General features: G+C 71.2%; 18 protein-coding genes. 12 read left to right on the top strand and 6 right to left on the bottom strand.

The window, feature by feature from the left end; all coding sequences use genetic code 11:
• Positions 1 to 2: 2 nt before the first annotated feature.
• The 4 genes from KF737_RS02330 to KF737_RS02315 all read left to right on the top strand — a co-directional run bounded on the left by KF737_RS02330 (position 3) and on the right by KF737_RS02315 (position 3,506).
• A complete protein-coding gene (locus KF737_RS02330; protein ID WP_296449945.1) occupies positions 3 to 1,139 on the top strand; it encodes an ATP-binding protein in 1,137 nt (378 codons plus the stop codon).
• Between the two features lie 67 nt (positions 1,140 to 1,206).
• Positions 1,207 to 1,905 (top strand): phosphate signaling complex protein PhoU, encoded by a 699-nt coding sequence (gene phoU, locus KF737_RS02325; protein WP_296449944.1) that lies wholly within the window; start codon positions 1,207 to 1,209, stop codon positions 1,903 to 1,905.
• A complete protein-coding gene (phoB, locus tag KF737_RS02320) occupies positions 1,902 to 2,591 on the top strand; it encodes a phosphate regulon transcriptional regulator PhoB (RefSeq protein WP_296449943.1) in 690 nt (229 codons plus the stop codon). Before phoU (KF737_RS02325) ends, phoB begins: the two co-directional genes overlap by 4 nt.
• 114 nt (positions 2,592 to 2,705) lie before the next feature.
• Positions 2,706 to 3,506: a UDP-2,3-diacylglucosamine diphosphatase gene (locus KF737_RS02315; protein WP_296449942.1), complete on the top strand. Its 801-nt coding sequence runs from the start codon at positions 2,706 to 2,708 to the stop codon at positions 3,504 to 3,506.
• Between the two features lie 154 nt (positions 3,507 to 3,660).
• On the opposite strand, the gene KF737_RS02310 is transcribed toward KF737_RS02315, so the two are convergent.
• Positions 3,661 to 5,286, bottom strand: a complete 1,626-nt coding sequence (locus KF737_RS02310) for a porin (RefSeq protein WP_296449941.1) — start codon at positions 5,284 to 5,286, stop codon at positions 3,661 to 3,663.
• A 217-nt stretch (positions 5,287 to 5,503) separates the two neighbouring features.
• Here KF737_RS02310 and pstS (KF737_RS02305) point away from each other — a divergent pair, with 217 nt between their 5' ends.
• On the top strand, positions 5,504 to 6,541 hold the full coding sequence (gene pstS, locus KF737_RS02305) for a phosphate ABC transporter substrate-binding protein PstS (protein ID WP_296449940.1): 1,038 nt from the start codon (positions 5,504 to 5,506) through the stop codon (positions 6,539 to 6,541).
• Positions 6,542 to 6,596: 55 nt separating this feature from the next.
• Here pstS (KF737_RS02305) and KF737_RS02300 read toward each other — a convergent pair whose 3' ends face one another.
• Positions 6,597 to 7,610 carry an inorganic phosphate transporter gene (locus KF737_RS02300; protein WP_296449938.1) on the bottom strand — a complete coding sequence of 338 codons (1,014 nt, stop codon included), beginning with the start codon at positions 7,608 to 7,610 and terminating at the stop codon, positions 6,597 to 6,599.
• Between the two features lie 9 nt (positions 7,611 to 7,619).
• Positions 7,620 to 8,261, bottom strand: coding sequence for a DUF47 domain-containing protein (locus tag KF737_RS02295; protein WP_296449936.1), 642 nt, complete (start codon positions 8,259 to 8,261; stop codon positions 7,620 to 7,622).
• A gap of 154 nt (positions 8,262 to 8,415) precedes the next feature.
• Between KF737_RS02295 and pstS (KF737_RS02290) the strand changes: the two genes are divergently transcribed.
• Genes pstS (KF737_RS02290) through phoU (KF737_RS02270) form a run of 5 tightly spaced genes read left to right on the top strand, consistent with a single transcriptional unit; the run spans position 8,416 to position 12,822 of the window.
• Complete coding sequence (gene pstS / locus KF737_RS02290) at positions 8,416 to 9,486, top strand: phosphate ABC transporter substrate-binding protein PstS (protein ID WP_296449934.1); 1,071 nt, start codon at positions 8,416 to 8,418, stop codon at positions 9,484 to 9,486.
• The gene (gene pstC, locus KF737_RS02285) at positions 9,483 to 10,457 is read left to right on the top strand and encodes a phosphate ABC transporter permease subunit PstC (protein WP_296449932.1); all 975 of its coding nucleotides are present in this window, start codon (positions 9,483 to 9,485) and stop codon (positions 10,455 to 10,457) included. The genes pstS (KF737_RS02290) and pstC overlap by 4 nt, the downstream gene beginning before the upstream one ends.
• Complete coding sequence (gene pstA, locus KF737_RS02280; RefSeq protein WP_296449930.1) at positions 10,454 to 11,329, top strand: phosphate ABC transporter permease PstA; 876 nt, start codon at positions 10,454 to 10,456, stop codon at positions 11,327 to 11,329. Before pstC ends, pstA begins: the two co-directional genes overlap by 4 nt.
• Entirely contained in the window at positions 11,326 to 12,135 is an 810-nt protein-coding gene (pstB, locus tag KF737_RS02275) for a phosphate ABC transporter ATP-binding protein PstB (RefSeq protein WP_296449929.1), read from the top strand. Before pstA ends, pstB begins: the two co-directional genes overlap by 4 nt.
• Before the next feature lie 9 nt (positions 12,136 to 12,144).
• Positions 12,145 to 12,822: a phosphate signaling complex protein PhoU gene (gene phoU, locus KF737_RS02270; RefSeq protein WP_296449927.1), complete on the top strand. Its 678-nt coding sequence runs from the start codon at positions 12,145 to 12,147 to the stop codon at positions 12,820 to 12,822.
• A gap of 370 nt (positions 12,823 to 13,192) precedes the next feature.
• On the opposite strand, the gene KF737_RS02265 is transcribed toward phoU (KF737_RS02270), so the two are convergent.
• The 3 genes from KF737_RS02265 to KF737_RS02255 form a co-directional block, all read right to left on the bottom strand.
• The gene (locus KF737_RS02265; RefSeq protein WP_296450017.1) at positions 13,193 to 14,170 is read right to left on the bottom strand and encodes a transglutaminase family protein; all 978 of its coding nucleotides are present in this window, start codon (positions 14,168 to 14,170) and stop codon (positions 13,193 to 13,195) included.
• Between the two features lie 24 nt (positions 14,171 to 14,194).
• Positions 14,195 to 15,142 (bottom strand): alpha-E domain-containing protein, encoded by a 948-nt coding sequence (locus tag KF737_RS02260; protein ID WP_296449925.1) that lies wholly within the window; start codon positions 15,140 to 15,142, stop codon positions 14,195 to 14,197.
• 144 nt (positions 15,143 to 15,286) lie between these two features.
• Positions 15,287 to 16,696, bottom strand: coding sequence for a circularly permuted type 2 ATP-grasp protein (locus KF737_RS02255; protein WP_367273204.1), 1,410 nt, complete (start codon positions 16,694 to 16,696; stop codon positions 15,287 to 15,289).
• A 278-nt stretch (positions 16,697 to 16,974) separates the two neighbouring features.
• On the opposite strand from KF737_RS02255, the gene KF737_RS02250 reads away from it, so the two are divergent.
• Both KF737_RS02250 and KF737_RS02245 read left to right on the top strand, forming a co-directional pair.
• Positions 16,975 to 18,756 carry an autotransporter assembly complex family protein gene (locus KF737_RS02250; RefSeq protein ID WP_367273203.1) on the top strand — a complete coding sequence of 594 codons (1,782 nt, stop codon included), beginning with the start codon at positions 16,975 to 16,977 and terminating at the stop codon, positions 18,754 to 18,756.
• Entirely contained in the window at positions 18,753 to 22,922 is a 4,170-nt protein-coding gene (locus tag KF737_RS02245) for a translocation/assembly module TamB domain-containing protein (protein ID WP_296449923.1), read from the top strand. Before KF737_RS02250 ends, KF737_RS02245 begins: the two co-directional genes overlap by 4 nt.
• The last annotated feature ends 108 nt before the right edge of the window (positions 22,923 to 23,030 follow it).

The following is a 23,030-nucleotide window of genomic DNA, read 5'->3' as shown; positions in this document are numbered from 1 at the left end:
CCATGCCCGAGGTCGCCGACAGGGCCGGGGCCGGCGCGGCGGCGCAGATGATCCTGGAACTCCTGCCCGAGCCGGTGATCCTGGTGCAGGGCGGGGAGGGCGAGGCGCCCGAGATCGCCTACGGCAACCAGGCCGCCCGCGAGGTCTTCCGCCTCGAGCTGGCGGGCGCGCCCCTGGGCGCCGCACTGCGCCGTCCCGAGGTGCTGGAGGCCATCGAGGAGGCGCTCGCGACCGCGACCAGCGCCGAGGTCGCCTTCGAGACGATCGGCGTCCAGCCCCGGTTCTGGCGCGCCTTCGCCCGTCCCCTGGAGCCGGGGCCGACCGGCGCGAACCAGCTCGTCGTCGTCCTGCGCGATGAGACCGACGCGCGGCGCACCGAGCGCATGCGCGCCGACTTCCTCGCCAACGCCAGCCACGAACTGCGCACGCCGCTGGCCTCGCTCGCCGGCTTCGTCGAGACGCTGCGCACCCACGCCAAGGACGATCCCGAGGCGCGCGAGAAGTTCCTCGGCATCATGGCCCAGCAGGCGACGCGGATGGCCCGCCTGGTGGACGACCTGCTCTCGCTCAGCCGCATCGAGCTCAACGAGCACATCGCGCCCTCGGGCAAGGTCGACCTCGCCCGCACCATCCAGGACGTCACCGACGCCATCCGCCCGCTCACCGAGGAGCGGCGGGTCAGCGTCGTCACCCAGGCCGACGACGGCGTCCGCTCGGTGACCGGCGACCGCGACCAGTTGGTGCAGGTGATCCAGAACCTGGTCGACAACGCGGTGAAATACACCCCGGCGGGCGGCCGGATCAGGGTCCGCCTCGACGCCGCAGCTTCGCTCGACGCGGCGCGTGCGCCCAGCCGCACCGGCGTCGGCCTCTCGCTGCTGTCGCCCGACAGCGCCCACGAGGCGCCCGGCTACGTGGTGCTCCGCGTCATCGACGAGGGCCCCGGCATCGCCCGCCAGCACCTGCCGCGCCTCTCCGAGCGCTTCTACCGCGTCGAGGGCCAGCGCAGCGGCGGCACGGGCCTGGGCCTCGCCATCGTCAAGCACGTCGTGAACCGCCACCGCGGCGGCCTCATGGTCGAGAGCGCGGAGGGCGAGGGCTCGACGTTCAGCGTCTATCTGCCGGTCGCGGCGGCCTGATCGGCGGCGCTGTCGCAAAACTGTCGTGGGACCGCATTATTTTGCCCCCGCACGAGAGAGGGCGTCAGTGACACGTTCGTACCAGGCCGAGCTGCGACAACTCGTGGCCGAAGTCATCCGGATGGGCGGGCTCGCCGAGGCCCAGGTGGTCGACGCGGTCGACGCGGTGGTGCGGCGCGACGTGCCGCTGGCCCAGGCGCTGATCGTCCGCGACCTGAGGCTCGACACGCTGCAGAGCGAGGTGGAGCGCCGCGCGCTGGCCCTGATCGCGCGCCACCATCCCGGCGAGACCGACCTGCGCCGCGCCATCTCGACCCTGAAGCTGGCGATGAACCTCGAGCGCTGCGGCGACCTGGCGCGCAACATCGCCAAGCGCAGCCTCGTGCTTTCGGCGGGCGAGCCGCTGCTGCCCTTGACCGGCGCGATCGAGCGCATGGGCCGGCTGGTCTCGGCCCGCCTGCGCGAAGTCCTCGACGCCTACGCCGCCGGCGACGTGGAACCCGCCCTCGACGTCTGGCGCCGCGATGGCGAGGTCGACGAGCACTACGAGAGCCTGTTCCGCGAGCTGCTCGCCATGATGTCGAACCATCCGAACTCGGTGGCGGCCGGCGCGCACCTGCTGTTCGTCGCCAAGAACCTCGAACGGATCGGCGACCACGCCACCAACATCGCCGAGATCCTGCATTTCCAGATGACCGGTCAGGAGCTGGTCGGGGAGCGTCCGAAAGTGAGCCTGCCCGAAGTGGACGTGGAGGGCGGCGCTTGACCCCCTATGTGCTGGTGGTCGAGGACGAGGACGCGCTGGCGACCCTGCTCGACTACAACCTCATGAAGGAGGGCTTCCGCGTCGAGCGCGCGGCCGATGGCGAGGAGGCGCTGCTGCGCGTCGCCGAGGAGCCGCCGGACCTCGTGGTGCTGGACTGGATGCTGCCCAAGGTCTCGGGCGTCGAGGTCTGCCGCCAGCTCCGCGCCGGCGCCGAGACGCGCCGCACGCCGGTCCTGATGCTGACCGCCCGCGGCGAGGAGGCCGACAAGGTCCGCGGCCTCGACACCGGCGCCGACGACTATGTGGTCAAGCCCTTCGCCATGAGCGAGCTGGTCGCCCGCATCCGCGCGCTGCTGCGCCGCACGCGGCCCGAGCTGGTGGACGAGCGGCTGGAGTACGCCGACCTGGTCCTCGACCGCGCCCGCCACCGCGTCACCCGCGGCGGCAAGGACGTGCATCTGGGGCCGACGGAATACAGGCTGCTGGACTTCCTGATGCAGCGGCCGGGCCGGGTGTTCAGCCGCGAGCGCCTGCTGGACGCGGTCTGGGGCGCCAACACCTACGTCGAGGTCCGCACCGTGGACGTCCACGTCGGGCGCCTGCGCAAGGCGCTGCGCCAGGACGGCGAGCCGGACCTGATCCGCACCGTCCGCTCGGCCGGCTACGCGCTCGACACCGAAAGCTGAGGAACAGCAGACAAGCCGTTGATTTCCCGTGACCGCCTGAGTTTTGCGGAACGATGTCACGCGACTGTCGCAGACTCTGCGTAGCGCTGGTCCGCATGTCGTTGGGGGACTGCGATGGAACGTGAACCTGCCGTCCGTTGCCGGACGGCCTTCATCTCCGACATCCACCTGGGCACGAAGGGCTGCCAGGCGGAACTGCTCCTGGAGTTCATCCGCGAGCTCGAGTGCGAGACGCTCTACCTCGTCGGCGACATCGTCGACGGCTGGAAACTGCGCTCGGGCTGGTTCTGGCCGCAGGCGCACAACGACGTGGTCCAGAAGATCCTGCGCCTGGCCCGCAAGGGCGTGAAGGTCGTCTACGTGCCCGGGAACCACGACGAGGTGGTGCGCGACTTCTGCGGCGTCCATTTCGGCGGCGTCATCGTCGTCCGCGACGCGATCCACGAGGCGGCCGACGGCCGGCGCTACCTGGTCACCCACGGCGATGCGTTCGACGGGGTCGTGCAGAACGCCCGCTGGCTCGCCTTCCTCGGCGACTGGAGCTACCGCGCGCTGATCGCGCTCAACACCCACTTCAACCGCGTGCGCCGTCTGCTGGGCCTCAACTACTGGAGCCTGTCCGCCTTCCTGAAGCACAAGGTGAAGGACGCCGTGGCGTTCATCGACCGGTTCGAGGCCGCCATGGCCGACGAGGCGCGCCGCCGCGGCGTGGCCGGGGTCATCTGCGGCCACATCCATAAGGCCGAGATCCGCGACATGGACGGGGTGACCTACCTCAACGACGGCGACTGGGTGGAGAGCTGCACGGCCCTGGTGGAGGACTTCGACGGCGCCTTCTCGGTCGTGAACTGGCTCGACGCCCGCAAGGCCCTCGCCGCCGGCCCCGTCCCGATCCGCGAACCGCTGGCCGCCTGAAAAAAAGGGCCGCGACCGGGGGGCGGTCGCGGCCGGACGGCTTCGGGGGGCGCCGCCTGGAGAGATACGCGAAGGGGCTACTCGGCGGCATCCTATCGCGGCCCCATGTCGGCGCCGTGACGATCCCGCGAACGAAAGCCCGCGGGCGGCGGGCCTAGAAGTTGACCTGGCCCCGCGCGGCGACGGCGTTGTACTCCTGGCCGACCTGCAGGCCGGTCGCGCCCAGGCGGTCGATGTCGACGTGCTGATAGTCGAACATCAGGCGCATCGCGGGGTTCAGGTACCAGTTGAGCCCGAGGGTGTAGATCTTCTGCTCGCCCCCGCGCACCGCGCCGACCGCGGCCGCTGGCGTCGTGCCGGGCGCGCCCTCGCGGTAGTTCAGGTCGAGGTCGGAGTAGCGGGCCGCCACCTCGAACGCGCCCCAGGTGCCGGCTTCCGGGTTGAAGGTGTAGGTCAGGCGCGGCCCGTCCCAGCGGGCTTCCACGGGATTGTACTGGCGCTGCTCGCCGGTGAGGATCCACGAGCCCTGGATGTACCAGCCGGTGAAGTGCGGATCCGGCGGGGCGACCGCCGTCGTGATCCGGCGGTCGATCCTGTAGCGGAACCACTCGCCTTCGAGCACGATCGGGCCGGTCCCGAACGAGCCTTCCAGGCCGAAGACGGTCGTGTGGCGGCTGTCGATCGCGCCGGTGTCGACGAGGCGCACGCCGTCGAGGCGCAGCTCGGGCCGGTCGCGCAGTTGCGAGGCGTAGCGCGGCGTGGCCGCGGCGCCCGCGTCGTTCGGGTGGATCACGTACTGGTAGTTGGCGCCGAGGTGGGCCTGCCAGTTCGGGCCGTCGAACGGCGCCACGGTCACGCGGCCGATCCAGGCGTTCTGCTCGTCGAACGGCTGCGCCGTGGCGGCGGCGGCCGAGCTGCCCGTGGCGATGACGTTGGCGGTGTAGGCGGTCGAGATCATCCAGCGCGCCGCGACGCCGTCGTCGCCGCCGCCGAGGGCGCCGTTCGCCTGCGCCTGGAAGCCCACGCGGCTGTCGCCGGCGGCCACGCCGCGCGCCACCTCGGCCGGCGCCGGGCGTTCCATCAGGGGCATCTGGCTGGTCGAGACCGCGGCGGCCAGGCCGATGTTCGGTTCGAAGGCGCCGACCTTGAACCGGAACGGCTTCAGGTAGGTGTAGGTCAGCGAGGCCTCGTACAGCCGGCCCGGATCCTCCTGGCCCGACCCGCCGAACTCGTAGATGAACGAATAGTCGAAGTCGCGGAACAGCTTGCCGTCGAGGCCGATGCGCGCGCGGCGGAAGTTGAAGCCGTCGTTCAGGTCGCGACCGGTGACCGCGGCGGGCAGGTTGTCCTTCTGGAAGTATTTTCCGCCGTCGAGCATCAGGATCGCCTTGATGTTGGCGGTGAAGCGGCCGTCGGCGGTGACGAGCTGCGGCTTGCCGTTCGGCAGCGTCGGGACCGTCGTGGCGCCTTGCGGCGGCAGTTGCAGGGTCGCGATCGCGGCGCCCGCTTCCTCCTGCTGCGTCTTCATGTCCGCGAGCTGCGCGGCCATCGTGTCCAGTTGCTGCTGTATGGCGGAAAGTTGCGCGCTCTGGTTCCCGGCGCCGCGAATCTGGTCGAGCTGGGCGCGCATGTCGTCGAGCTGGCGCTGCATCGCCTGCAGCCTGGCGTCGTTCGCCGCCGCCGGGGCGGCGAGGGCGGCGCCGGACGCGCCGCAGAGCAGAAACCCGGCCAATGTGGCGCAAGCGAACTTGGCCCCGCCGCGCGAGAGGGACGATCGCATGAGAGAGATCCTTCTTGAGGCCCGCGCCCGTGGCGGCGTCGGCGACGGCGGTCTCTAGTCCCCGTTTGCGACGAGTCGGCAAAAGGCACACGACGGATTTGCGACATCTGCGGCCGTCACGGATCTGACGTCGTGCTGTCGCATCAGCTTCGCGCGGGCTCCGTACACCGACCCCCGACCGAGCGCCGTTCCGCGCTCAACTCCAGGGGATGGTCCCATGTTCAAACGCTACCTGACCGCGATGCTGGCGGCGGTCACCCTCACCGGCGTGGGCGCCGCGCGGGCCGCCGACATCTCGGGCGCCGGCGCGACCTTTCCGGCGCCCGTCTACGCCAAGTGGGCCGAGACCTATCGCGCCCAGACGCAGAACCGCCTCAACTACCAGGCCATCGGGTCGGGCGGCGGCATCCGCCAGATCACCGCGGGCACCGTCGACTTCGGCGCCACCGACAAGCCGCTGAAGCCGGACGACCTGGCCGCGGGCGGCTTCGCGATGTTCCCGACCGTCATCGGCGGCGTTGTGCCCGTGGTGAACCTGCCGGGCGTCAAGTCGGGTGAGGTCAAGCTGACCGGCGCGCTCACGGCCGACATCTTCCGCGGCGTGCTGAAGAATTGGAACGACCCGCTGATTGCCAGGTACAACCCCGGCGTCACGCTGCCGAACCTGCCGATCACCGTCGTCCACCGCTCGGACGGGTCGGGCACCACCTTCCTCTTCACCTCGTACCTGTCGATGAAGGCCCCGCGCTGGGCCTCCGAGGTCGGCGCGAACGACGCGGTGAAGTGGCCGACGGGCCTGGGCGGCAAGGGCAACGACGGCGTCGCGGCCTACGTGAAGCAGACGCCGGGCGCGATCGGCTATGTCGAGTACGCCTACGCCAAGCAGAACGGCCTGACCTACACCCTGCTGCAGAACAAGGCCGGCAAGTACGTGGCCCCGGCCGCCGCCAACTTCTCGGCCGCCGCCGCCAACGCCAACTGGGGCAAGGCGCCGGGATTCTACCTGCTGCTGCTGGACCAGCCGGGCGCCGAGGCCTGGCCGATCACGGGCGCCACCTTCATCCTGGTGCGCAACAGGCAGGAAGACGCCGCCAAGGGCCGCGAGGTCCTGGCCTTCTTCGACTGGGCCTACAGGAACGGCGACGCCGCCGCCGGCCAGCTCGACTACCTGCCGATGCCGGCCGCGGTGAAGGACATGGTCCGCAAGTCGTGGGCCAAGGTCGTGGGGCCGGACGGCAAGCCGGTCTATCGCTGAGCCCGGACCTTCCGGAAACCGACGTGACGGCCGGCCGCGCGCCGGCCGTCTGCGTTCAGAACGTCCGGTCCAGCAGCCGGGCCAGCAGGTAGAAGCCCGCCGCGATCACGCCCGAAGCGGGCAGGGTGATGATCCAGGCCCAGACGATGCGGCCCGCCACGCCCCAGCGCACCGCCGACATCCGCCGCGAGGCGCCGACGCCGACGATGGCGCCGGTGATGGTGTGCGTCGTCGAGATCGGCACGCCGATGTGGGTGGCCAGGAAGATGGTGATCGCCCCGCCGGTCTCGGCGCAGAAGCCCTGCTGCGGCGACAGCCGCGTGATCTTCGAGCCCATCGTGTGGACGATACGCCAGCCGCCCAGGAGCGTGCCCAGCCCCAGCGCCGCCTGGCAGGTGATCACCACCCAGAACGGCACGTGGAACTCCCCGCCCAGCAGGCCGTGCGAATAGAGCAGGACGGCGATGATCCCCATCGTCTTCTGCGCGTCGTTGCCGCCGTGACCCAGCGAGAACAGGGCGGCCGAGAAGAGTTGCAGCTTGCGGAACGTGGCGTCGGCGAACGCGGGCGTCACCTTCACGAACACCCATGACACGATGAAGACCAGCACCAGGGCCAGGACGAAGCCCAGCGAGGGCGAGACCACGATCCCGGCCATGGTCTTCAGCACGCCCGACCAGACGACGCCCTCGAAGCCCGCCTTGGTCATCCCCGCGCCCAGCAGCCCGCCGATCAGCGCGTGGGACGACGACGACGGGATGCCGGCCAGCCAGGTGATGATGTTCCAGCTTATCGCGCCGCCCAGGGCGCCGAAGATCACCGCGTCCGAGACGATGTCGGCGGCGATGATCCCCTTGCCCACCGTCGTGGCCACGTGCAGGCCGAAGAACAGGAAGGCGATGAAGTTGAAGAACGCCGCCCAGGCCACGGCCACGCGCGGCGACAGCACCCGCGTCGAAACCACCGTCGCGATCGAGTTCGCCGCGTCGTGCAGGCCGTTCAGGAAGTCGAACAGCAGCGCCACGCCGACCAGCGAGATGAGGAGCAGGCCCGCTCCGCCGAGGTCCATGCGACGCGCCTAGAGATGCTCGATCAGCACGCCGCTGATCCGGTTGGCCACGTCCTCGAAGCGGTCGACCACCTTCTCCAGGTGATCGTAGATCTCGGCCCCCACGATGTAGGCCATGGGGTCCTTCCGGCCGATGTCCTTGTAGAGCGCGGCGATGCCGGCGTCGTAGAGGTGGTCGCTCTCCTCCTCGAGCCGCTTCACCTCCTCGGTGATCTCGTTCAGCCGGTCGGCGTTGCCCCGCATGGACCGCAGCAGCGGCACGGCCTCGGCCGTGAGCTTCGCCGTCCGCTCGATCAGCTCGCCCAGTTGCAGCATGTGCGGCTGGAAGGTGGTCTGCTCGAACAGGTTCGTCGCCTTGGCGGTCTTGTGCATCTGGTCGATGGCGTCGTCCATCGAGCTGATCAGGTCGATGATGTCGGCCCGGTCGAACGGCGTGATGAAGGTGCGCCGGACCATCAGCATCACCTCTCGCGCGACCTGGTCGGCGGCGTCCTCGTGCTGCGCCACCGCGGCGCAGTGGGCCGGCGTCTCGGGCCCGCCCTCCAGCAGCTTGTGGAGCGACTGCGCGCCCGCGCACAGCGTCGCGGCGTGCTGCTCGAACAGGTCGAAGAACCGACCCTCCTTGGGCATGAGGGCCTGGAACCAGTTCACGGGAAACCTCTATTTCTGGCGTCGACGCGGGGCCGCCGGGCGCTCTTAGCGCGATCCGCACCAGCCGTCATCGAACTGTCGCAAAACCTTCGGCGAACCGTCGCGCGGCCCGCGTAGAGCGAACCCACAATCACCCTCGGTGGGGAGTTCCAACGTGCTTCGCAGAATCGTCACCGGCCTCGCGGCCTGCCTCGCGCTGAGCGCCTGCGGCCAATCGGAGAAGGCGGGCGACGCAAAGCCCTCGGGCGTCCAGCTCACCGGCGCCGGCGCCACCTTCCCCGCGCCGCTCTACGCCAAGTGGGCCGAGGCGCAGAAGGCCGACACCGGCCTGACGCTCAACTACCAGGCCATCGGCTCAGGCGGCGGCATCAAGCAGATCAAGGCCCGCACCGTCGACTTCGGCGCCAGCGACAAGCCCCTGAAGCCCGAGGAACTCGACGCCGACGGCCTGGCCCAGTTCCCCGCCGTGATCGGCGGCGTCGTCCCGGTGGTGAACCTGCCGGGCGTCCAGGCCGGCCAGCTCAAGCTGACCGGCCCGCTGCTGGCCGACATCTACCTGGGCAAGGTCAGGAAGTGGAACGACCCGGCGCTCGCCGCGGCCAATGCCGGCGTGACGCTGCCGAACCTGCCCATCACCGTCGTCCACCGCTCGGACGGCTCGGGCACCAGCTTCCTCTTCACCAGCTACCTGACCGCCGTCGCCCCGCAGTGGGCCAAGGTCGGCGCCAGCGATGCGGTCGCCTGGCCGGCCGGGCAGGGCGGCAAGGGCAACGACGGCGTCGCCGGCTACGTCAAGCAGACGCCGGGCGCCATCGGCTACGTCGAGTACGCCTTCGCCCATGTGAACGGCATGACCACGGCCAGCCTGCGGAACGCGGCCGGGACCTTCGTGGCCCCGAACGCCGAGACCTTCGCTGCGGCCGCCGCCAGCGCCGACTGGACGAAGGCCCCCGGCTTCTACCTCGTGTTGATCGACCAGCCGGGCGCCAACGCCTGGCCGATCACCGGCGCCACCTTCATCCTGCTGCACAAGTCCCAGGCCGACGCGGCCAAGGGCAGGGCGGTGCTGAGCTTCTACGACTGGGCCTACGCCAAGGGCGACGCCGCCGCGGACGAGCTGGCCTACGTCCCGCTGCCGGCCGCGCTGAAGGCCCAGGTCCGCGCGAGCTGGTCGGCGGTCGTGGGGCCGGACGGCAAGCCGGTCTTCACCCCGGCCGCCCGATGACCGCAGCGGCCGACACGCCTCCGGCCGTCCCCGCCGCGCCGCGCGCGCGGTCGGCCGAGGGCGCGGGCTTCGACCGCGTCTTCGAGGTCCTCTGCTTCGGGGCGGCGACCTTCCTGCTGCTCGCGCTGGGCGGGATCGTCGTCTCGCTGGTGATCGGCGGCTGGCCGGCCTTCGCCCGGTTCGGCCCGGGCTTCTTCACCAGCGCCGAGTGGGACCCGGTCCAGGAGATCTTCGGCGCGTCGGGCGCCATCGCCGGCACGCTGATCTCGTCGGCGCTGGCGCTGCTCTTCGCGCTCCCGCTGTCCTTCGGGATCGCGATCTTCCTGGTCGAGCTCTGCCCGCCGGTCCTGCGCCGGCCGATCGGCACGGCGGTGGAGCTGCTCGCGGGCATCCCCTCGATCGTCTACGGCATGTGGGGCCTCTTCGTCTTCGCCCCCTGGTTCGCCAGGCGCGTGCAGATGCCGATCATGATGTCGGCCGAGCCCGGCAGCCTCTGGGAGACGATCACGGCGGGCGTGCCCAACGGCGCGGGCATCCTCACCGCCTCGATCATCCTGGCGATCATGATCCTGCCGTTCATCGCGGCGACCATGCGCGAGCTCCTGCTCACCATTCCGCCGCAGGTGCGCGAGAGCGCCTACGGCCTGGGCTCCACCACCTTCGAGGTGATCCGCAAGGTGAGCCTGCCCTACATCCGGACCGGCGCGATCGGCGCGGTCATGCTGGGCCTGGGCCGCGCGCTCGGCGAGACGATGGCCGTGACCTTCATCATCGGCAACGCCCACGGCTTCCCGACCTCGATCTTCGCGTCCGGCTCGACCATCGCCTCGACCATCGCCAACGAGTTCGCCGAAGCCCCGCCGGGGCTGCACTCGGCCTCGCTGATCGCGCTGGGCCTGGTGCTCTTCATCATCACCTTCACGGTCCTGGCGCTCGCCCGGCTGCTGATCGGACGGCAGGCCAACCTATGACCGCAGTCGCCGCGCCCCGCCTGTCCCGCCGCCTCGGCGAAGGCGCCTTCCTCGCCTTCTGCTGGATCGCGACCCTGGTCGCCATCGTGGCGCTCGCCGCCATCCTCTGGTCGCTGCTGCAGCAGGGGATCGGCGGCTTCCTGAAGCCCGGCGGCGGCGGGCTGGACCCGAACCTCTTCACCAGGTCGACGCCGGCGCCCGGCTCGGAAGGCGGCCTGCTGAACGCCATCGTGGGCTCGCTGATGATGTGCGTGGCAGCCATGATCGGCGCTGTGCTCATCGGCTTCCTGGCCGGCACCTGGCTCTCGGAGTACGCCCGCGAGAGCCACTACGGGAAGGTGATCCGCTTCCTGAACGACGTGCTGCTCTCGGCGCCTTCGATCCTGGTCGGCCTGTTCATCTACGAGATCCTGGTCGCCCCCCTGAAGGGCTTCTCGGGCTTCGCCGGCGCGGTCGCCCTGGCGCTGATCGCCGCGCCGGTCATCACGCGGACGACCGAGGACGTGCTGAAGCTCCAGCCCACGGCGTTGCGCGAAGCCTCCGTCGCCCTCGGCGCGCCGGTCTGGAAGACCATCTTCGACGTGATCTGGAAGTCGGCCCGCGGCGGCATGCTGACCGGCGCGCTGCTGGCCTTCGCCCGCATCTCGGGCGAGACGGCGCCGCTGCTGTTCACGTCGCTGAACAACCAGTTCCTCAGCTTCGACATGACCAAGCCCACGGCGAACCTGCCGGTGGTGATCTTCAACTTCGCGCTCTCCGCCTACGACGACTGGCGCCGCCTGGCGTGGGCGGGCGCCCTTCTGATCGCCGTCACCGTGCTGTCGGTCACGGTCGTGGCGCGCATCCTTGCCCGGGAAAAGGCCTCCGCATGAACACCCAGCTCGAAGCCCCGCCCGAGACGGCGGTCCTGCAACTCGCGCCCGAGGTGGTGAAGCTGCAGATCAGGAACCTCGACTTCTTCTACGGCCAGAAGCAGTCGCTGTTCGACGTGACCGTCTCGTTCGCCGGGAACGCCGTGACGGCGCTGATCGGCCCCTCGGGCTGCGGCAAGTCCACGCTGCTGCGCACGCTGAACCGGATGTACAGCCTCTATCCGGGCCAGAAGGCGACGGGCGAGGTCATTCTCGACGGCGACAACATGCTGTCGCCCCGCGTCGACGTGGCGACGCTGCGCGCCCGCGTCGGCATGGTGTTCCAGAAGCCGACCCCGTTCCCGATGTCGATCTACGACAACGTGGCCTACGGCGTGCGCCTCTACGAAAAGCTGTCGAAGGCCGACATGAACGACCGCGTCGAGGAGAGCCTGCGCCGCGCGGCCCTCTGGGACGAGGTGAAGGACAAGCTGAAGGAAAGCGGCCTCGGCCTCTCCGGCGGCCAGCAGCAGCGCCTGTGCGTGGCCCGCGGCATCGCGGTGAGGCCCGAGGTCCTGCTGCTCGACGAGCCGGCCTCGGCGCTGGACCCGATCTCGACGGCCCGCCTCGAAGAGACCATCGCCGAGCTGAAGCGCGACTACACGATCGTCATCGTGACCCACAACATGGGCCAGGCCGCGCGCCTCTCGGACCACACGGGCTTCATGTACCTGGGCCAGCTCGTCGAGTTCGGCGAGACCGAGCAGCTCTTCACCAACCCGGTCACGTCGCGCTGCCGCGACTACATCACCGGCCGCTTCGGCTAGGAGGCCGCGATGGACCATACCTTGAAGGCGGTCGACGCCGATCTCGGCGGCTTGACCCACGGCATCGCCGCCATGGGCGACCTGGCGGTCAGCCAGGTGCGCGCGTCGCTCGATGCGTTCCTTGGCCATGACCTCGACCTCGCGGCCAAGGTGGTGCGTGGCGACGACGCCCTCGACATCCAGGACAGCGAGATCGAGAAGGCCGCCGTGCGGTTCATCGCGCTGCGCCAGCCGATGGCCGACGACCTGCGCCGCCCGATCGCGGCGATGAAGATCTCCATGCAGCTCGAACGCTGCGGCGACCTCGGCAAGAACATCGCCAAGCGCGTGATCCGCATGGACGCGGCGACCTCGCCCGATGTGGCCGAGCCGATCGCCGAGCTGGGCCGGCTCTCCGCCGACCGCCTGGCCGCCGTGGTGGGCGCCTTCCGCAACGGCGACGCGCAGGGCGCCTACGCCGTCTGGCTGAAGGACACCGAGATCGACGAGCGCCACGAGCAGGTGCTGGCCGGGATCATCGCCAGCCTGGACGGCAAGAAGTCCGCCGCCCAGACCGCGGGAGACTGGGCGCACCTCCTGTTCATCGCCAAGAACCTGGAGCGCATCGGCGACCACGCCACCAACATCGCCGAACTGGTCCACTACCAGATCACCGGCCGCGAGCTGGAAGACCGGCCGAAGCTGTAGACCCACCCTCTTTGTGAACGTCATCCCCCGGCTTGTCCGGGGGATCCACTGGGCTGTGCCGCGCAGAAGCGGGCGCGTCGGCGCCGCGCGCAACCGGCCACGCCGACGATCAATGGATCCCCCGGACAAGCCGGGGGATGACGTTCAAGGAGAGGGGGCGGCAGGCTCGAGCGAACCGATCGTCGCGCCTTCCTCGCCGCTGTTCGCCCCTCGCGAACGCCGCCGCGCCTGGCTATCTTCCGCATTGCTGCGGCGGGCTACGACGGCCCACCGGCGCGCCCATCACGGGCCCCGTCCTGGACGGCGGGCCAGAGCGTCGTCGCAAGAGCGCTCTCCCGCCGCAGTTCCCTCCCCATGAAGGGGAGGGAAATCACTGCTGTTGCTGCATCTGGTGCAGGCGCTGCTGTTCGTGGGCGGTCGATCCGCCCTGCGCGCGGCGCGGGCCGCCGGTGCGGGCCGCGGGCCGCGACACGCGCAGGAACTCCGGCTCGGCGAGGGCCGCGCGCGCCTTGCTCACCCGCACGCCCACGGCCAGCACGCTCTCGGAGTCGCCCTTGTAGACGCCCCGCGACGGCGGCACGTCGGAATAGTCGCGGCCGATGGCGCAGGCGATGTGGCGCTCGGTGGCCTCGGAGTTGTTGGTCGGGTCGAAGCCGATCCAGCGCAGGCTGGGCAGGAACACCTCCACCCACGCGTGCGTCGCGTCGGGGTCCGAGCGGTCGCCGTGCTTCTTGTCGTTGAACAGGTAGCCCGAGACGTAGCGCGCCGGGATGCCCCACGAGCGCAGGATCGCCACCATCACATGCACGAAGTCCTGGCAGACGCCCTTGCGGGCTTTCAGCACGTCGTCGATGGGGCTGTCGGCGCGGGTGACGCCGGCCTCGTAGCCGAAGCTCCCGTAGATGGTCCTGTTCAGCTCGCGCACGGCCGTCAGCGGGTCGCGCCGCCGCAGCGCGGCGATGTCGTGGTCCTGCTCGTAGACGCGCAGCGCCTCGGTCTCGCGGGCGAAGCCGTGCGGGTGCAGGAAGTCGAAGTTCTCGCCGCGCAGGAACTCCGAGCGCAGCCGGTCCCATTCGCCCATGTCCAGGCTGTCGGGCAGCGGGGAGGGCGGCTGGCTCTCCACCGCCGAGCGCGCCGTGATCGTCAGCCGGTCGTGCGGCTGCGGCACGTCGAAGTGGTAGACGGCGTTGCCGAAGCTGTCGGCATAGCTGAACACCTGGGTCGGCGGGTCGATCTCCAGGTCGAAGCTGACCAGCCGCTGGCGCGCCGACCGCTGCGGCTGCATCCACACCTCCATGACGCTCTCGCGCACGGGAGAGGCGTAGCGGTACTGGGTGACGTGGCGGATCTCGAGGAGCAGGTCGGTCTCTCCCTAGGCCGGAAGCCGGTCTTCGAGCGGATAGGCCACGAAGGCGTCGTAGAGGCTGCGGTGGATCGCCGAGCACTCGTCCAGCACGGTCTTGAGGAAGGCGCTGGCGCCCTCGTTCTCCAGGTCGGTCATGTCGGCGTATTGCAGGCGCGCGCGCAGCCGCCCCGCCAGCCGGTCGGGCCCGACGCGGCCGGCCAGGCCCGCGTGGCGGATGATGGCCGAGAGGTGCTGCTCGATCTGGTCGGTGCAGAAGCGGATCGAGCGCGGGAAGTCCTCGTCCAGCGTCAGGAACTGCAGGATGAAGCGCGGCTGCATCTCGGCGGTGTAGACCCGCAGGTACGGCTCCAGCGCGCAGCCCATGCGCAGCACGTTCGTGAGCGCGAAGTGGTCCGAGATCGGCCGCCGGCGCCGCCCCTCGCCGAACACCACCTCCAGCAGCGCGCCGATCAGTTGCGCCCGCTCCAGGTAGACGCCGAGCAGCAGGAAGCTCCAGCCCTCGCCGTGGCTCATGGTGGCGTCGCCGGCGCCCTTGAACAGGTGCAGGTCGGCGATGGTGTCGTGCAGGAACTGTTGCGACCCCTCGGCGAACGAGGCCGCCACGTCCGGGTCGTTCATGCGCAGGTAGATGAGGTTCAGCCGCTCCCACGTCTCGGTGGTGATCTGGTCGCGCACCTGGCGCGCATTCTCCCGCGCCCGCGCCACCGACGAATAGATCGACCCGCCGTCCTCGCGATCGAGCGCCAGGGCGAGTGCGGCGTCATAGGGCCGCTCGGCCTTCGCCGCGTCGGGGTCGCCCACGGCCGAGAGCGCGATCCGCGCCACCGTGGTCGCCGCCTCCGAGCGGTCCAGCGTGGCGTTCAGCATCACGTCGGAGAGCCGGCACATGTGCTCGGCCCGCTCCACGTACCGCCCGATCCAGTAGAGGCTGTCCGCCACCCGAGCGAGCATCATGGGATCACCGCTCATCCCGGCGAATGCCGGGACCCGGATCGAGGACTGAGGAGGTAGGTTGGATCGATGCTGCGCTGATCGAGCCGGCATCGGCGTCTTGCCATCTGGGTCCCGGCATTCGCCGGGATGAGCGGAGGGTAAGGCTCATCCTCGCTCTCCCTTGCTTTCAGAGAGCACCCAGGTGTCCTTCGACCCGCCGCCCTGGCTGGAGTTCACCACCAGCGAGCCCTTCTTCAGCGCCACCCGGGTCAGCGCGCCGGGCGTCACCACGATCTTCTCGCCCGACAGGATGAAGGGGCGCAGGTCCACGTGCCGCGGCTCGACGGCATGGTCCACGAGGCAGGGCGCGGTGGAGAGCTGGATCGTCGGCTGGGCGATGTAGTTGGCGGGGTCGGCCTTCAGCGCCTCGGCGAACTCCGCCCGCTGCGCCTTGGTCGAATGCGGCCCCACCAGCATGCCGTAGCCGCCGGACGCGCCCACCGCCTTCACCACCAGCTTGTCGAGGTTGGCCAGCACGTGGCTCAGTTGCGCCGCCTCGCGGCAGAGGTACGTCTCGATGTTGGGCAGGATCGCGTCCTCGCCCAGGTAGTACCGGATGATCTCCGGGACGTAGGCGTAGACGGCCTTGTCGTCCGCCACGCCCGTGCCCGGCGCGTTGCAGATCACCACGTTGCCGGCCCGGTAGGCGTTGAACAGGCCCGCCGCGCCCAGGCTCGAATCCCGCCGGAAGGTGAGGGGGTCGATGAAGTCGTCGTCCACGCGGCGGTAGATCACGTCGATCCGGCGCAGGCCCGTCGTGGTGCGCATGTAGACCATGTTGTCGTGGACGACGATGTCGCGCCCTTCCACCAGCGGCACGCCCATCAGCCGCGCCAGGTAGGCGTGCTCGTAATAGGCCGAGTTGTAGACCCCGGGCGTCAGCACCACGACCTGCGGATCGGCCCGCCAGTCCGAAGCCATGCTCTTGAGCGTCGCGAGCAGCAGGTCGGGATAGCGGTCGATCGAGCGGACGCCGGCGCCCCGGAACGTGCCGGGGAACACCCGCTTGGACGCCTCGCGGTTGGCCAGCATGTACGACACGCCGGAGGGGACGCGCAGGTTGTCCTCCAGCACCGCGAACGCGCCGTTCTCCTGCCGGATCAGGTCCGAGCCGCAGACGTTGGCGTAGGCCTTGTGCGGCACGTAGAGGTTCTGCATCTCGCGCCGGTAGCTGGGCGCCTGCAGCACCAGTTCGCGCGGCACCACCCCGTCCATCAGGATCTGCTGCTCGGAGTAGATGTCGGCCAGGAACATGTTCAGCGCCTGGAGGCGCTGGGTCAGCCCCTTCTCGATCGTCGCCCATTCGGAGCCGGGGATGATGCGCGGCAGGATGTCGGTCGGGATGATCCGCTCGGTCGAGCTCTCCGCGCCATAGACGGTGAAGGTGATGCCCTGCAGCAGGAAGAACCGCTCCTGCGTCTTCTGCCGCTCGGCCAGTTCATCCGGCGAGAGGGTCGAGAGACGCGCCTGCAGCGCCTCGTAGTGCGGTCGGACCGCGCCCTTCGGCGTCAGCATCTCGTCGTAGGGAATCGCGGGGGGAATCGCGGGCAGATCGGCCTTCGGCCCCGCTTCGTCCCGTTTGACGCTCACGATGGAATCCACCCGCACCAGCCTCGAGGTTCAATCTGTAGGACGCTTAGGCGCGCCCCGGAAGCCGCCGGGGAAAAATCGTGCCGCATCGATGGGCAGATGTGCAGGCGCCTATCATTTAGGCGCCGGGTCCAGGCCGCGGATGACAGCGCGGAATCCCCCCGCTACACCAAGCGGCAGGGGCACGAACTGAGGAATCGGGCTTGGGTCGACTGCTCACGGCCGTCGCCGCATCGGCGGCCATCTGCGCGCCGGCGGCGATGGCGCGGGCCGAGCCCAAGGCGCAGGTCCAGGGTGAGGTCGACGGCGATCTGCGCGCCACGATCCAGGCCGTCATCGGCGAGACCGAAAAGCCGATCGAGAACCGTTTCGAAGCGCGCCGCCGGGCGCAGACGGCCGCCGAGGACGCCATCGCGGTCCTCCGCTCCGAGGGCTACTACGCCAATGTGGTGGAGCCCGACGTCACCGAGGGCGAGCCGCCCCACCCGGTGGTGAAGGTCACCCCCGGCCCGCGCTTCAGCCTGGCCGGCGCGGCCATCGCCTGGCAGGGGACGCCGCCCGGCGAGCGGGCGCAGACCGACGCCCGCGCGGCGATGGGCCTCGACCGCGCCGGCGCGCCCGGCCGCGCGGTGGATGTCATCGCCGCCGAGGGCCGCATCCTGTCCGTGGTGCAGAAGCGGGGCTACGCCGACGCCGTGGCCGAGCCGCGCGAGGTGATCGTCGACCACGCCGACAGGACGGTGCGGCCCACCTTCCGCATCGCCGCCGGCCCGCTGGTGCGCCTGGACGGCCTCGACCTCTCCAACGCCATCGGCCGCACCAATCCGGCGTGGCTGCGCGAGCTCGCGCCCTGGGACGCCGGCGACACCTACGATCCCGACGACGTCGGCGAACTCGAGCGCCGCCTGCTCGACACCGGCGTCTACGACAGCGTGACCGTCGCGCTCGCGCCCGCCGAGACGAGCACGGCCGAAGGTCTGCGCCCGGTCCTCGTCACCCTGGCCGAGCGCAAGCCGCGCACCATCGAGGCGGGCGCGAGCTATTCGACCAGCGAGGGCCCGGGCGTGAACGCGCGCTGGACCCTCTACAACCGCTTCCGCCGCGCCGACACGCTGTCGGTGTTCGGCCAGGTCTCCGACCGCGACACGCGCGCCGAGGTGCAGGTCTCGCTGCCCCACTGGCGGCGCCCGCAGCAGACGCTGAAGACCGCGGCCTCGGTCTACCGCGTCGAGACCGACGCCTACGACGAGGACGGCGTGGGCGTCAGCGCCGATGTGACCCGCCGCTATGGCCGCACCTCCTACGTCACCGTCGGCGCCTCGCTGGATGCGACCCGGTCGACCGAGATCAAGGCCGGCACGCTCAGTTCCATCGGCCGCGACCTCGTCACCGCCGCCGTCCTGGGCGACGTCCTGCTCGACCGCTCCAACGATCCTCTGAACCCCACCTCCGGCTGGCGTCTTTCCGCCCGGCTGGAGCCGACCCTGATCGTCGGCGACACGAACGTGCCCTACCTGCGCGCCGTCACCCAGGGGACCTACTATCTCGCGCTCGACAAGCAGGCCGCCACCGTCGTCGCCGGCCGCCTGCGCCTGGGCCGCATCGTCAACGGCACGGTCGACGAGATCCCGGCCTCGCAGCGCTTCTACGCCGGCGGCGGCGGCTCCGTGCGCGGCTTCCCGTATCAGGGCGTCGGGCCGCGGCTCGCCGACAACACCCCGCGCGGCGGCGTCTTCCTGTTCGAATCGTCGCTGGAGGTCCGCCGCGACCTCACCCAGCGGTGGGGCGTCGCCCTCTTCGTCGACGCGGGCGCGGTCGGCTCGTCCGCCGCCGTCGACTTCGGCGACGCGGCCGTGGGGGCCGGGGTCGGGATCCGCTACAACCTGGGCTTCGCGCCGATCCGCGTGGATGTCGCGACGCCGGTCGCCCGCCGCCGTGGCCAGGCGCCGTTCCAGGTCTATCTCTCGATCGGACAGAGCTTTTGAGCGGGGCGGACGACATTCCCGCCGCCGTCGGGCGCGCGAGGTCGCGCCTTCCGAGGGCGATCTTCGCCGTTGCGCTCACGATCCTCGTCACGCTGGGCGCCGTGCTCGCCGTCACGCGCTACGGCGTGCTGATCCCGCAGGTGCGCCTGCTGATCGAGGCGCGCACCGACGGCCTGAAGCTCGGCCGCATCGGCCGCCTGAAACTGGAGGGCCTGTCGGGCGACATCTGGCGTGACGCGCGCGTCCGCCGGCTCACCATCCGCGACGAGAAGGGCGTGTGGCTGGAGGCGAACGACGTCCATCTCACATGGCGTTACGCCAAGCTCCTGAGCCGGGTCTTCGACGCCGATCTGGTCGAGGCGCGGAATGTCCGCCTCATCCGCCGCCCGACGCTGGGTCCCAAGGGCAAGGACCGCGGCCTGCCGGTCTCGTTCCACATCGACAAGGCGGCGGCGCGGCTGATCCTCGAGCCGGGCTTCAGCACCGAACGCGGCGTCTACGACGTGACCTTCGACCTCGATGTCGAGCGCAAGGGCGGCCGTCGCGCCAGGCTGGCGGCGAGGAGCGCGTTGCACGCCGGCGACCATCTCGACCTCGACGTCGCGCTCGGCGGCGCAGGCCCGCTCAAGGTGATCGCCGACGCCGAGGAGGCGCGGGGCGGCGCCATCGCCGGGGCGCTGGGCCTCCCGCCCGACCAGCCGTTCCGCCTGGACGTGAAGGCCGATGGCACGGTCTCGGCGGGGCGGTTCGCGGCGAGCGCGACCACCGGCGACGTGGCGCCGCTGCTCGCCCGCGGCGCGTGGAACCCGCAGGGCGGGCAGGCGGGCGGGCGCCTGCTGCTCACCACGTCGCGGCTGACCCAGGGCCTCGCCGCACGGTTCGGCAGGGAGTTGCGCTTCGGCCTCGGCGGCGTGAAGGCCGCGCCGGGCGTCTACGCGCTGGACCTCAAGCTGAACGCCGAGACCATGCGCGCCCACGCCTGGGGCCCCGGCGACCTGGGCAAGCGCAGGCTGAGCCGGGTGCGCCTCGACCTCGGCGCCCCCTCGCTCTCGCGGATCACCGGCGGGCCGCGGATGGGCGCGGCGCGGATCGTGGGCGCGGTCACCGCCGATGGCGCGGATTTCAGGTTCGCCGGCTCGGGCGCGGTCTCCGACATCGACCTCGGCGGCTACGGCCTCGCCAGCGTCTCCGGGCCGATCGAGCTCGCCCGCGAGAAGGGCGCCTATGCGGTCAAGGCGAAGCTGGCGGGGGCCGGCGGCCGCGGGCAGGGGTTCGTGGCCACCTTCCTGGGCGCCGCGCCGGGCGTGACCCTCGACGCCCAGCGCCTCGCCAACGGCCAGCTCCTGCTGAAGGACCTCGACCTCGCCGGTCGGGGCCTGAAGGTCCAGGCGTCCGGCGGCCGAACGCTCCTGGGCGCCGTGACGCTGAAGGGCGACGTCCAGGTGGCCCGGCTGGAGGAGGCCCGCTTCGGCGCCTCGGGCGGCGCGAGGATCGGCTGGGACGCCTCGCAGGCGAAGTCGGGCGCGCCCTGGACCTTCAGGCTCGACGCGCGCGGCGACCGCTTCGCCGTCGGCCTCGCCGAACTCGACCGCCTCATGGGCCGCACGCCGCGCCTGCAGGTCCAGGCCGACTGGCAGGCCGGCCGCCTCGCCGTCGCCAGGGCCACGCTGAACGGCGCCGCCCTCGACGCCAGCGCCGCGGGCGTCATGGAGAAGGACAGCCGCCTGGCGTTCAAGGCCGACTGGAGCGCCGCCGGCCCGATCCGCGCCGGTCCCGTCGAGATCACCGGCAGGGCCAGGGGCACGGGCGGCGTCACCGGCACGCTCGTGGCGCCGCGCCTCGACCTGGTCGCGAACCTGGAGCAGGTGGACCTGCCGCGCCTCCCGCTCAAGGACGCGAAGCTCGCGCTCACCTTCCAGCGCCAGGCCGACGGCTCGTCCGGGACGGTGGCGCTCACCGCCGCCAGCGGCTACGGCCCCGCCGCCGCCCGCGCCGACTTCCGCTTCCCGCAGGGCGGCGTCGACCTGACGGGCCTGTCGCTGGACGCCGGCGGCGTCAAGGCCTCGGGGTCGCTCAGCCTGCGCCGGTCCAGCCCCTCGGCCGCCGACCTGACGCTGGCGATCACCAGGGGCGCCCTGATCGACGCCGGCCGCATCGCCGGGACCGCCAGGATCACCGACGCCGCCGGAGGTCCGCGCGCCACGCTCGACCTGCGCGGCGAGGCCGTCCGCTGGGCCGGCTCCGACGTCACCGTCCGCGCCGCGCGCCTCGCCGCCGATGGCCCCCTGGCGCGGCTGCCGTTCACCACCGACGCCCGCGGCGCCTCGGGGCAGGGCGCGTGGACGATCTCCGGCAAGGGCGTCTGGAACGACGTCCAGCCCGGCTATCGGGTCGACTTCGACGGCAGGGGCGTGCTGGGCGGCCGCGACCTCCACACCGTCGAGACCGCCGCCTTCCGCTTCGGCGGCCCCGAGCGCAGCGCGCGCGTGCGCCTGGCGGGCTCGGACGGCGGCCGTCTCGACCTCGACGCCCTGATGCGCGGCGAGACCGCCACCGTGAACGCCCGCGTGGCCGAGATGGGCCTGAACGTCTTCAACGCCGACTTCGACGGCCGCATCGACGCCACCCTGGCGCTGCAAGGGCAGGGAAGCCGCCTCGACGGCGCCGTCGAGGCCCGCCTCACCGCCGCCCGGGGCAAGGGCACGCCGGCCGCCCAGGGTGCGAACGGCGTGCTGAAGGCGCGCCTCGCCGACGACGTGATCACCCTCGACGTCGACACGACCAACGACCAGGGCCTCAAGGCCAACGCCAACCTCGTCCTCCCCGCAGAGGCCAGCGCCGCGCCGTTCCGCGTCGCCATCGCGCGCCAGCGCCCCCTGCGCGGCCGCTTCTTCGCCGAGGGCGAGGTGCGGCCGCTGTTCGACATCCTGATCGGCGGCGACCGCGCGCTCTCCGGCGTGGTCCACACCGAAGGCACGCTCAGCGGCACCCTGGCCGCCCCGCGCGCCTCGGGCCAGGTCTCGGTCGAGCGGGGCCGTTTCGACGACGGCGGCACGGGCCTCACGCTGCGCGACGTGGTCCTGAAGGCGGCGTTCACCGAGGATTCCGTCAACGTCACCGAGGCTCGCGGCGTCGACGGCCGCGGCGGCCAGCTCTCGGGCCAGGGCCGCGTCAGCCTGGCCCGCGAAGGCGTCTCCAGCTTCCGCCTGGACCTGAAGAGCTTCCGCCTGATCGACAACGACATCGGCGCCGCCACCGCCACCGGCCAGGCCACCATCAACCGCACCGCCGACGGCAAGGTGAAGCTGACCGGCGACCTCGCCATCGACCGCGCCGACTTCGCCGCCGACCCGCCCACGCCCTCCGGCGTGGTCGCCATGGAGGTGAAGGAGATCAACCGGCCCGAAGACCTCCCGGCCAGCCTGCCGCCCCGGTTCAAGCGCGGCGACGGCTGGGCGCTGGACGTGAAGCTGCATGCGCCGCGCCGCGTCTTCCTGCGCGGCCGCGGGCTCGACGTCGAGCTCTCGCTGGACGCCCATGTCGGCGGAACGACCGCCAACGCCGACCTGTCGGGCACGGCCCGCGTCGTCCGCGGCGACTACGACTTCGCCGGCAAGCGCTTCGAGTTCGACGACCGCAGCATCGTCTACCTCTCCTCGAAGCCGCAGAGCATCCGCCTGCAACTGGACGCCGTGCGCGAGGACCCCTCGCTCACCGTGACCGTCCGCATCCGCGGCACGGCCGCCAAGCCCGAGATCACGCTCGTCTCGTCGCCCAGCCTGCCCAACGACGAGATCCTGGCGAAGGTGCTGTTCGAGCGCTCGGCCAGCCAGCTCTCCGGCGTGGAGGCGGCCCAGCTCGCCTCGGCGCTCTCGGCCATGTCGGGCGGCGGCGGCTTCGACGTGATCGGCAACCTGCGCAGCTTCGCCCGCCTCGACCGCCTGGCCTTCGGCGGCGACGAGCAGTCGGGGGTCACCGTCTCGGGCGGCAAGTACCTGACCGACGACGTCTATCTGGAGCTCACCGGCGGTGGCCGCGACGGGCCGTCGGCGGAGGTGGAATGGCGGGTCCGCAAGAACCTCTCGCTCCTCTCCCGCTTCCAGCAGCAGACCGACCGCGTCGGCTCCGGCAACCGCATCGCGGTGCGGTGGCGGAAGGACTACTGAGCCTCCCCCATGAGCGTCATCCCCCGGCTTGTCCGGGGGACCCACTGGGCTGTGAGCGGTCAGGACGGGCGCAGCGCTCACGCCTTGAACGGTCGCCAACCCACAGCC

Source organism: Phenylobacterium sp., from assembly GCF_019636135.1.
Classification (GTDB): domain Bacteria; phylum Pseudomonadota; class Alphaproteobacteria; order Caulobacterales; family Caulobacteraceae; genus Phenylobacterium.
This window is presented reverse-complemented; position numbering and strand designations above follow the sequence as displayed.

What these genes read in the sequence shown, in the direction of transcription:
- KF737_RS02330 (WP_296449945.1), top strand. Translation starts at nt 3, where the DNA reads ATGCCCGAGGTCGCCGACAGGGCCGGGGCCGGCGCGGCGGCGCAGATG.
- KF737_RS02315 (WP_296449942.1), top strand. Translation starts at nt 2,706, where the DNA reads ATGGAACGTGAACCTGCCGTCCGTTGCCGGACGGCCTTCATCTCCGAC.
- KF737_RS02310 (WP_296449941.1), bottom strand. Translation starts at nt 5,286, where the DNA reads ATGCGATCGTCCCTCTCGCGCGGCGGGGCCAAGTTCGCTTGCGCCACA.
- pstS (WP_296449940.1), top strand. Translation starts at nt 5,504, where the DNA reads ATGTTCAAACGCTACCTGACCGCGATGCTGGCGGCGGTCACCCTCACC.
- KF737_RS02300 (WP_296449938.1), bottom strand. Translation starts at nt 7,610, where the DNA reads ATGGACCTCGGCGGAGCGGGCCTGCTCCTCATCTCGCTGGTCGGCGTG.
- pstC (WP_296449932.1), top strand. Translation starts at nt 9,483, where the DNA reads ATGACCGCAGCGGCCGACACGCCTCCGGCCGTCCCCGCCGCGCCGCGC.
- pstA (WP_296449930.1), top strand. Translation starts at nt 10,454, where the DNA reads ATGACCGCAGTCGCCGCGCCCCGCCTGTCCCGCCGCCTCGGCGAAGGC.
- pstB (WP_296449929.1), top strand. Translation starts at nt 11,326, where the DNA reads ATGAACACCCAGCTCGAAGCCCCGCCCGAGACGGCGGTCCTGCAACTC.
- phoU (WP_296449927.1), top strand. Translation starts at nt 12,145, where the DNA reads ATGGACCATACCTTGAAGGCGGTCGACGCCGATCTCGGCGGCTTGACC.
- KF737_RS02260 (WP_296449925.1), bottom strand. Translation starts at nt 15,142, where the DNA reads ATGATGCTCGCTCGGGTGGCGGACAGCCTCTACTGGATCGGGCGGTAC.
- KF737_RS02255 (WP_367273204.1), bottom strand. Translation starts at nt 16,696, where the DNA reads ATGCTGACGCCGAAGGGCGCGGTCCGACCGCACTACGAGGCGCTGCAG.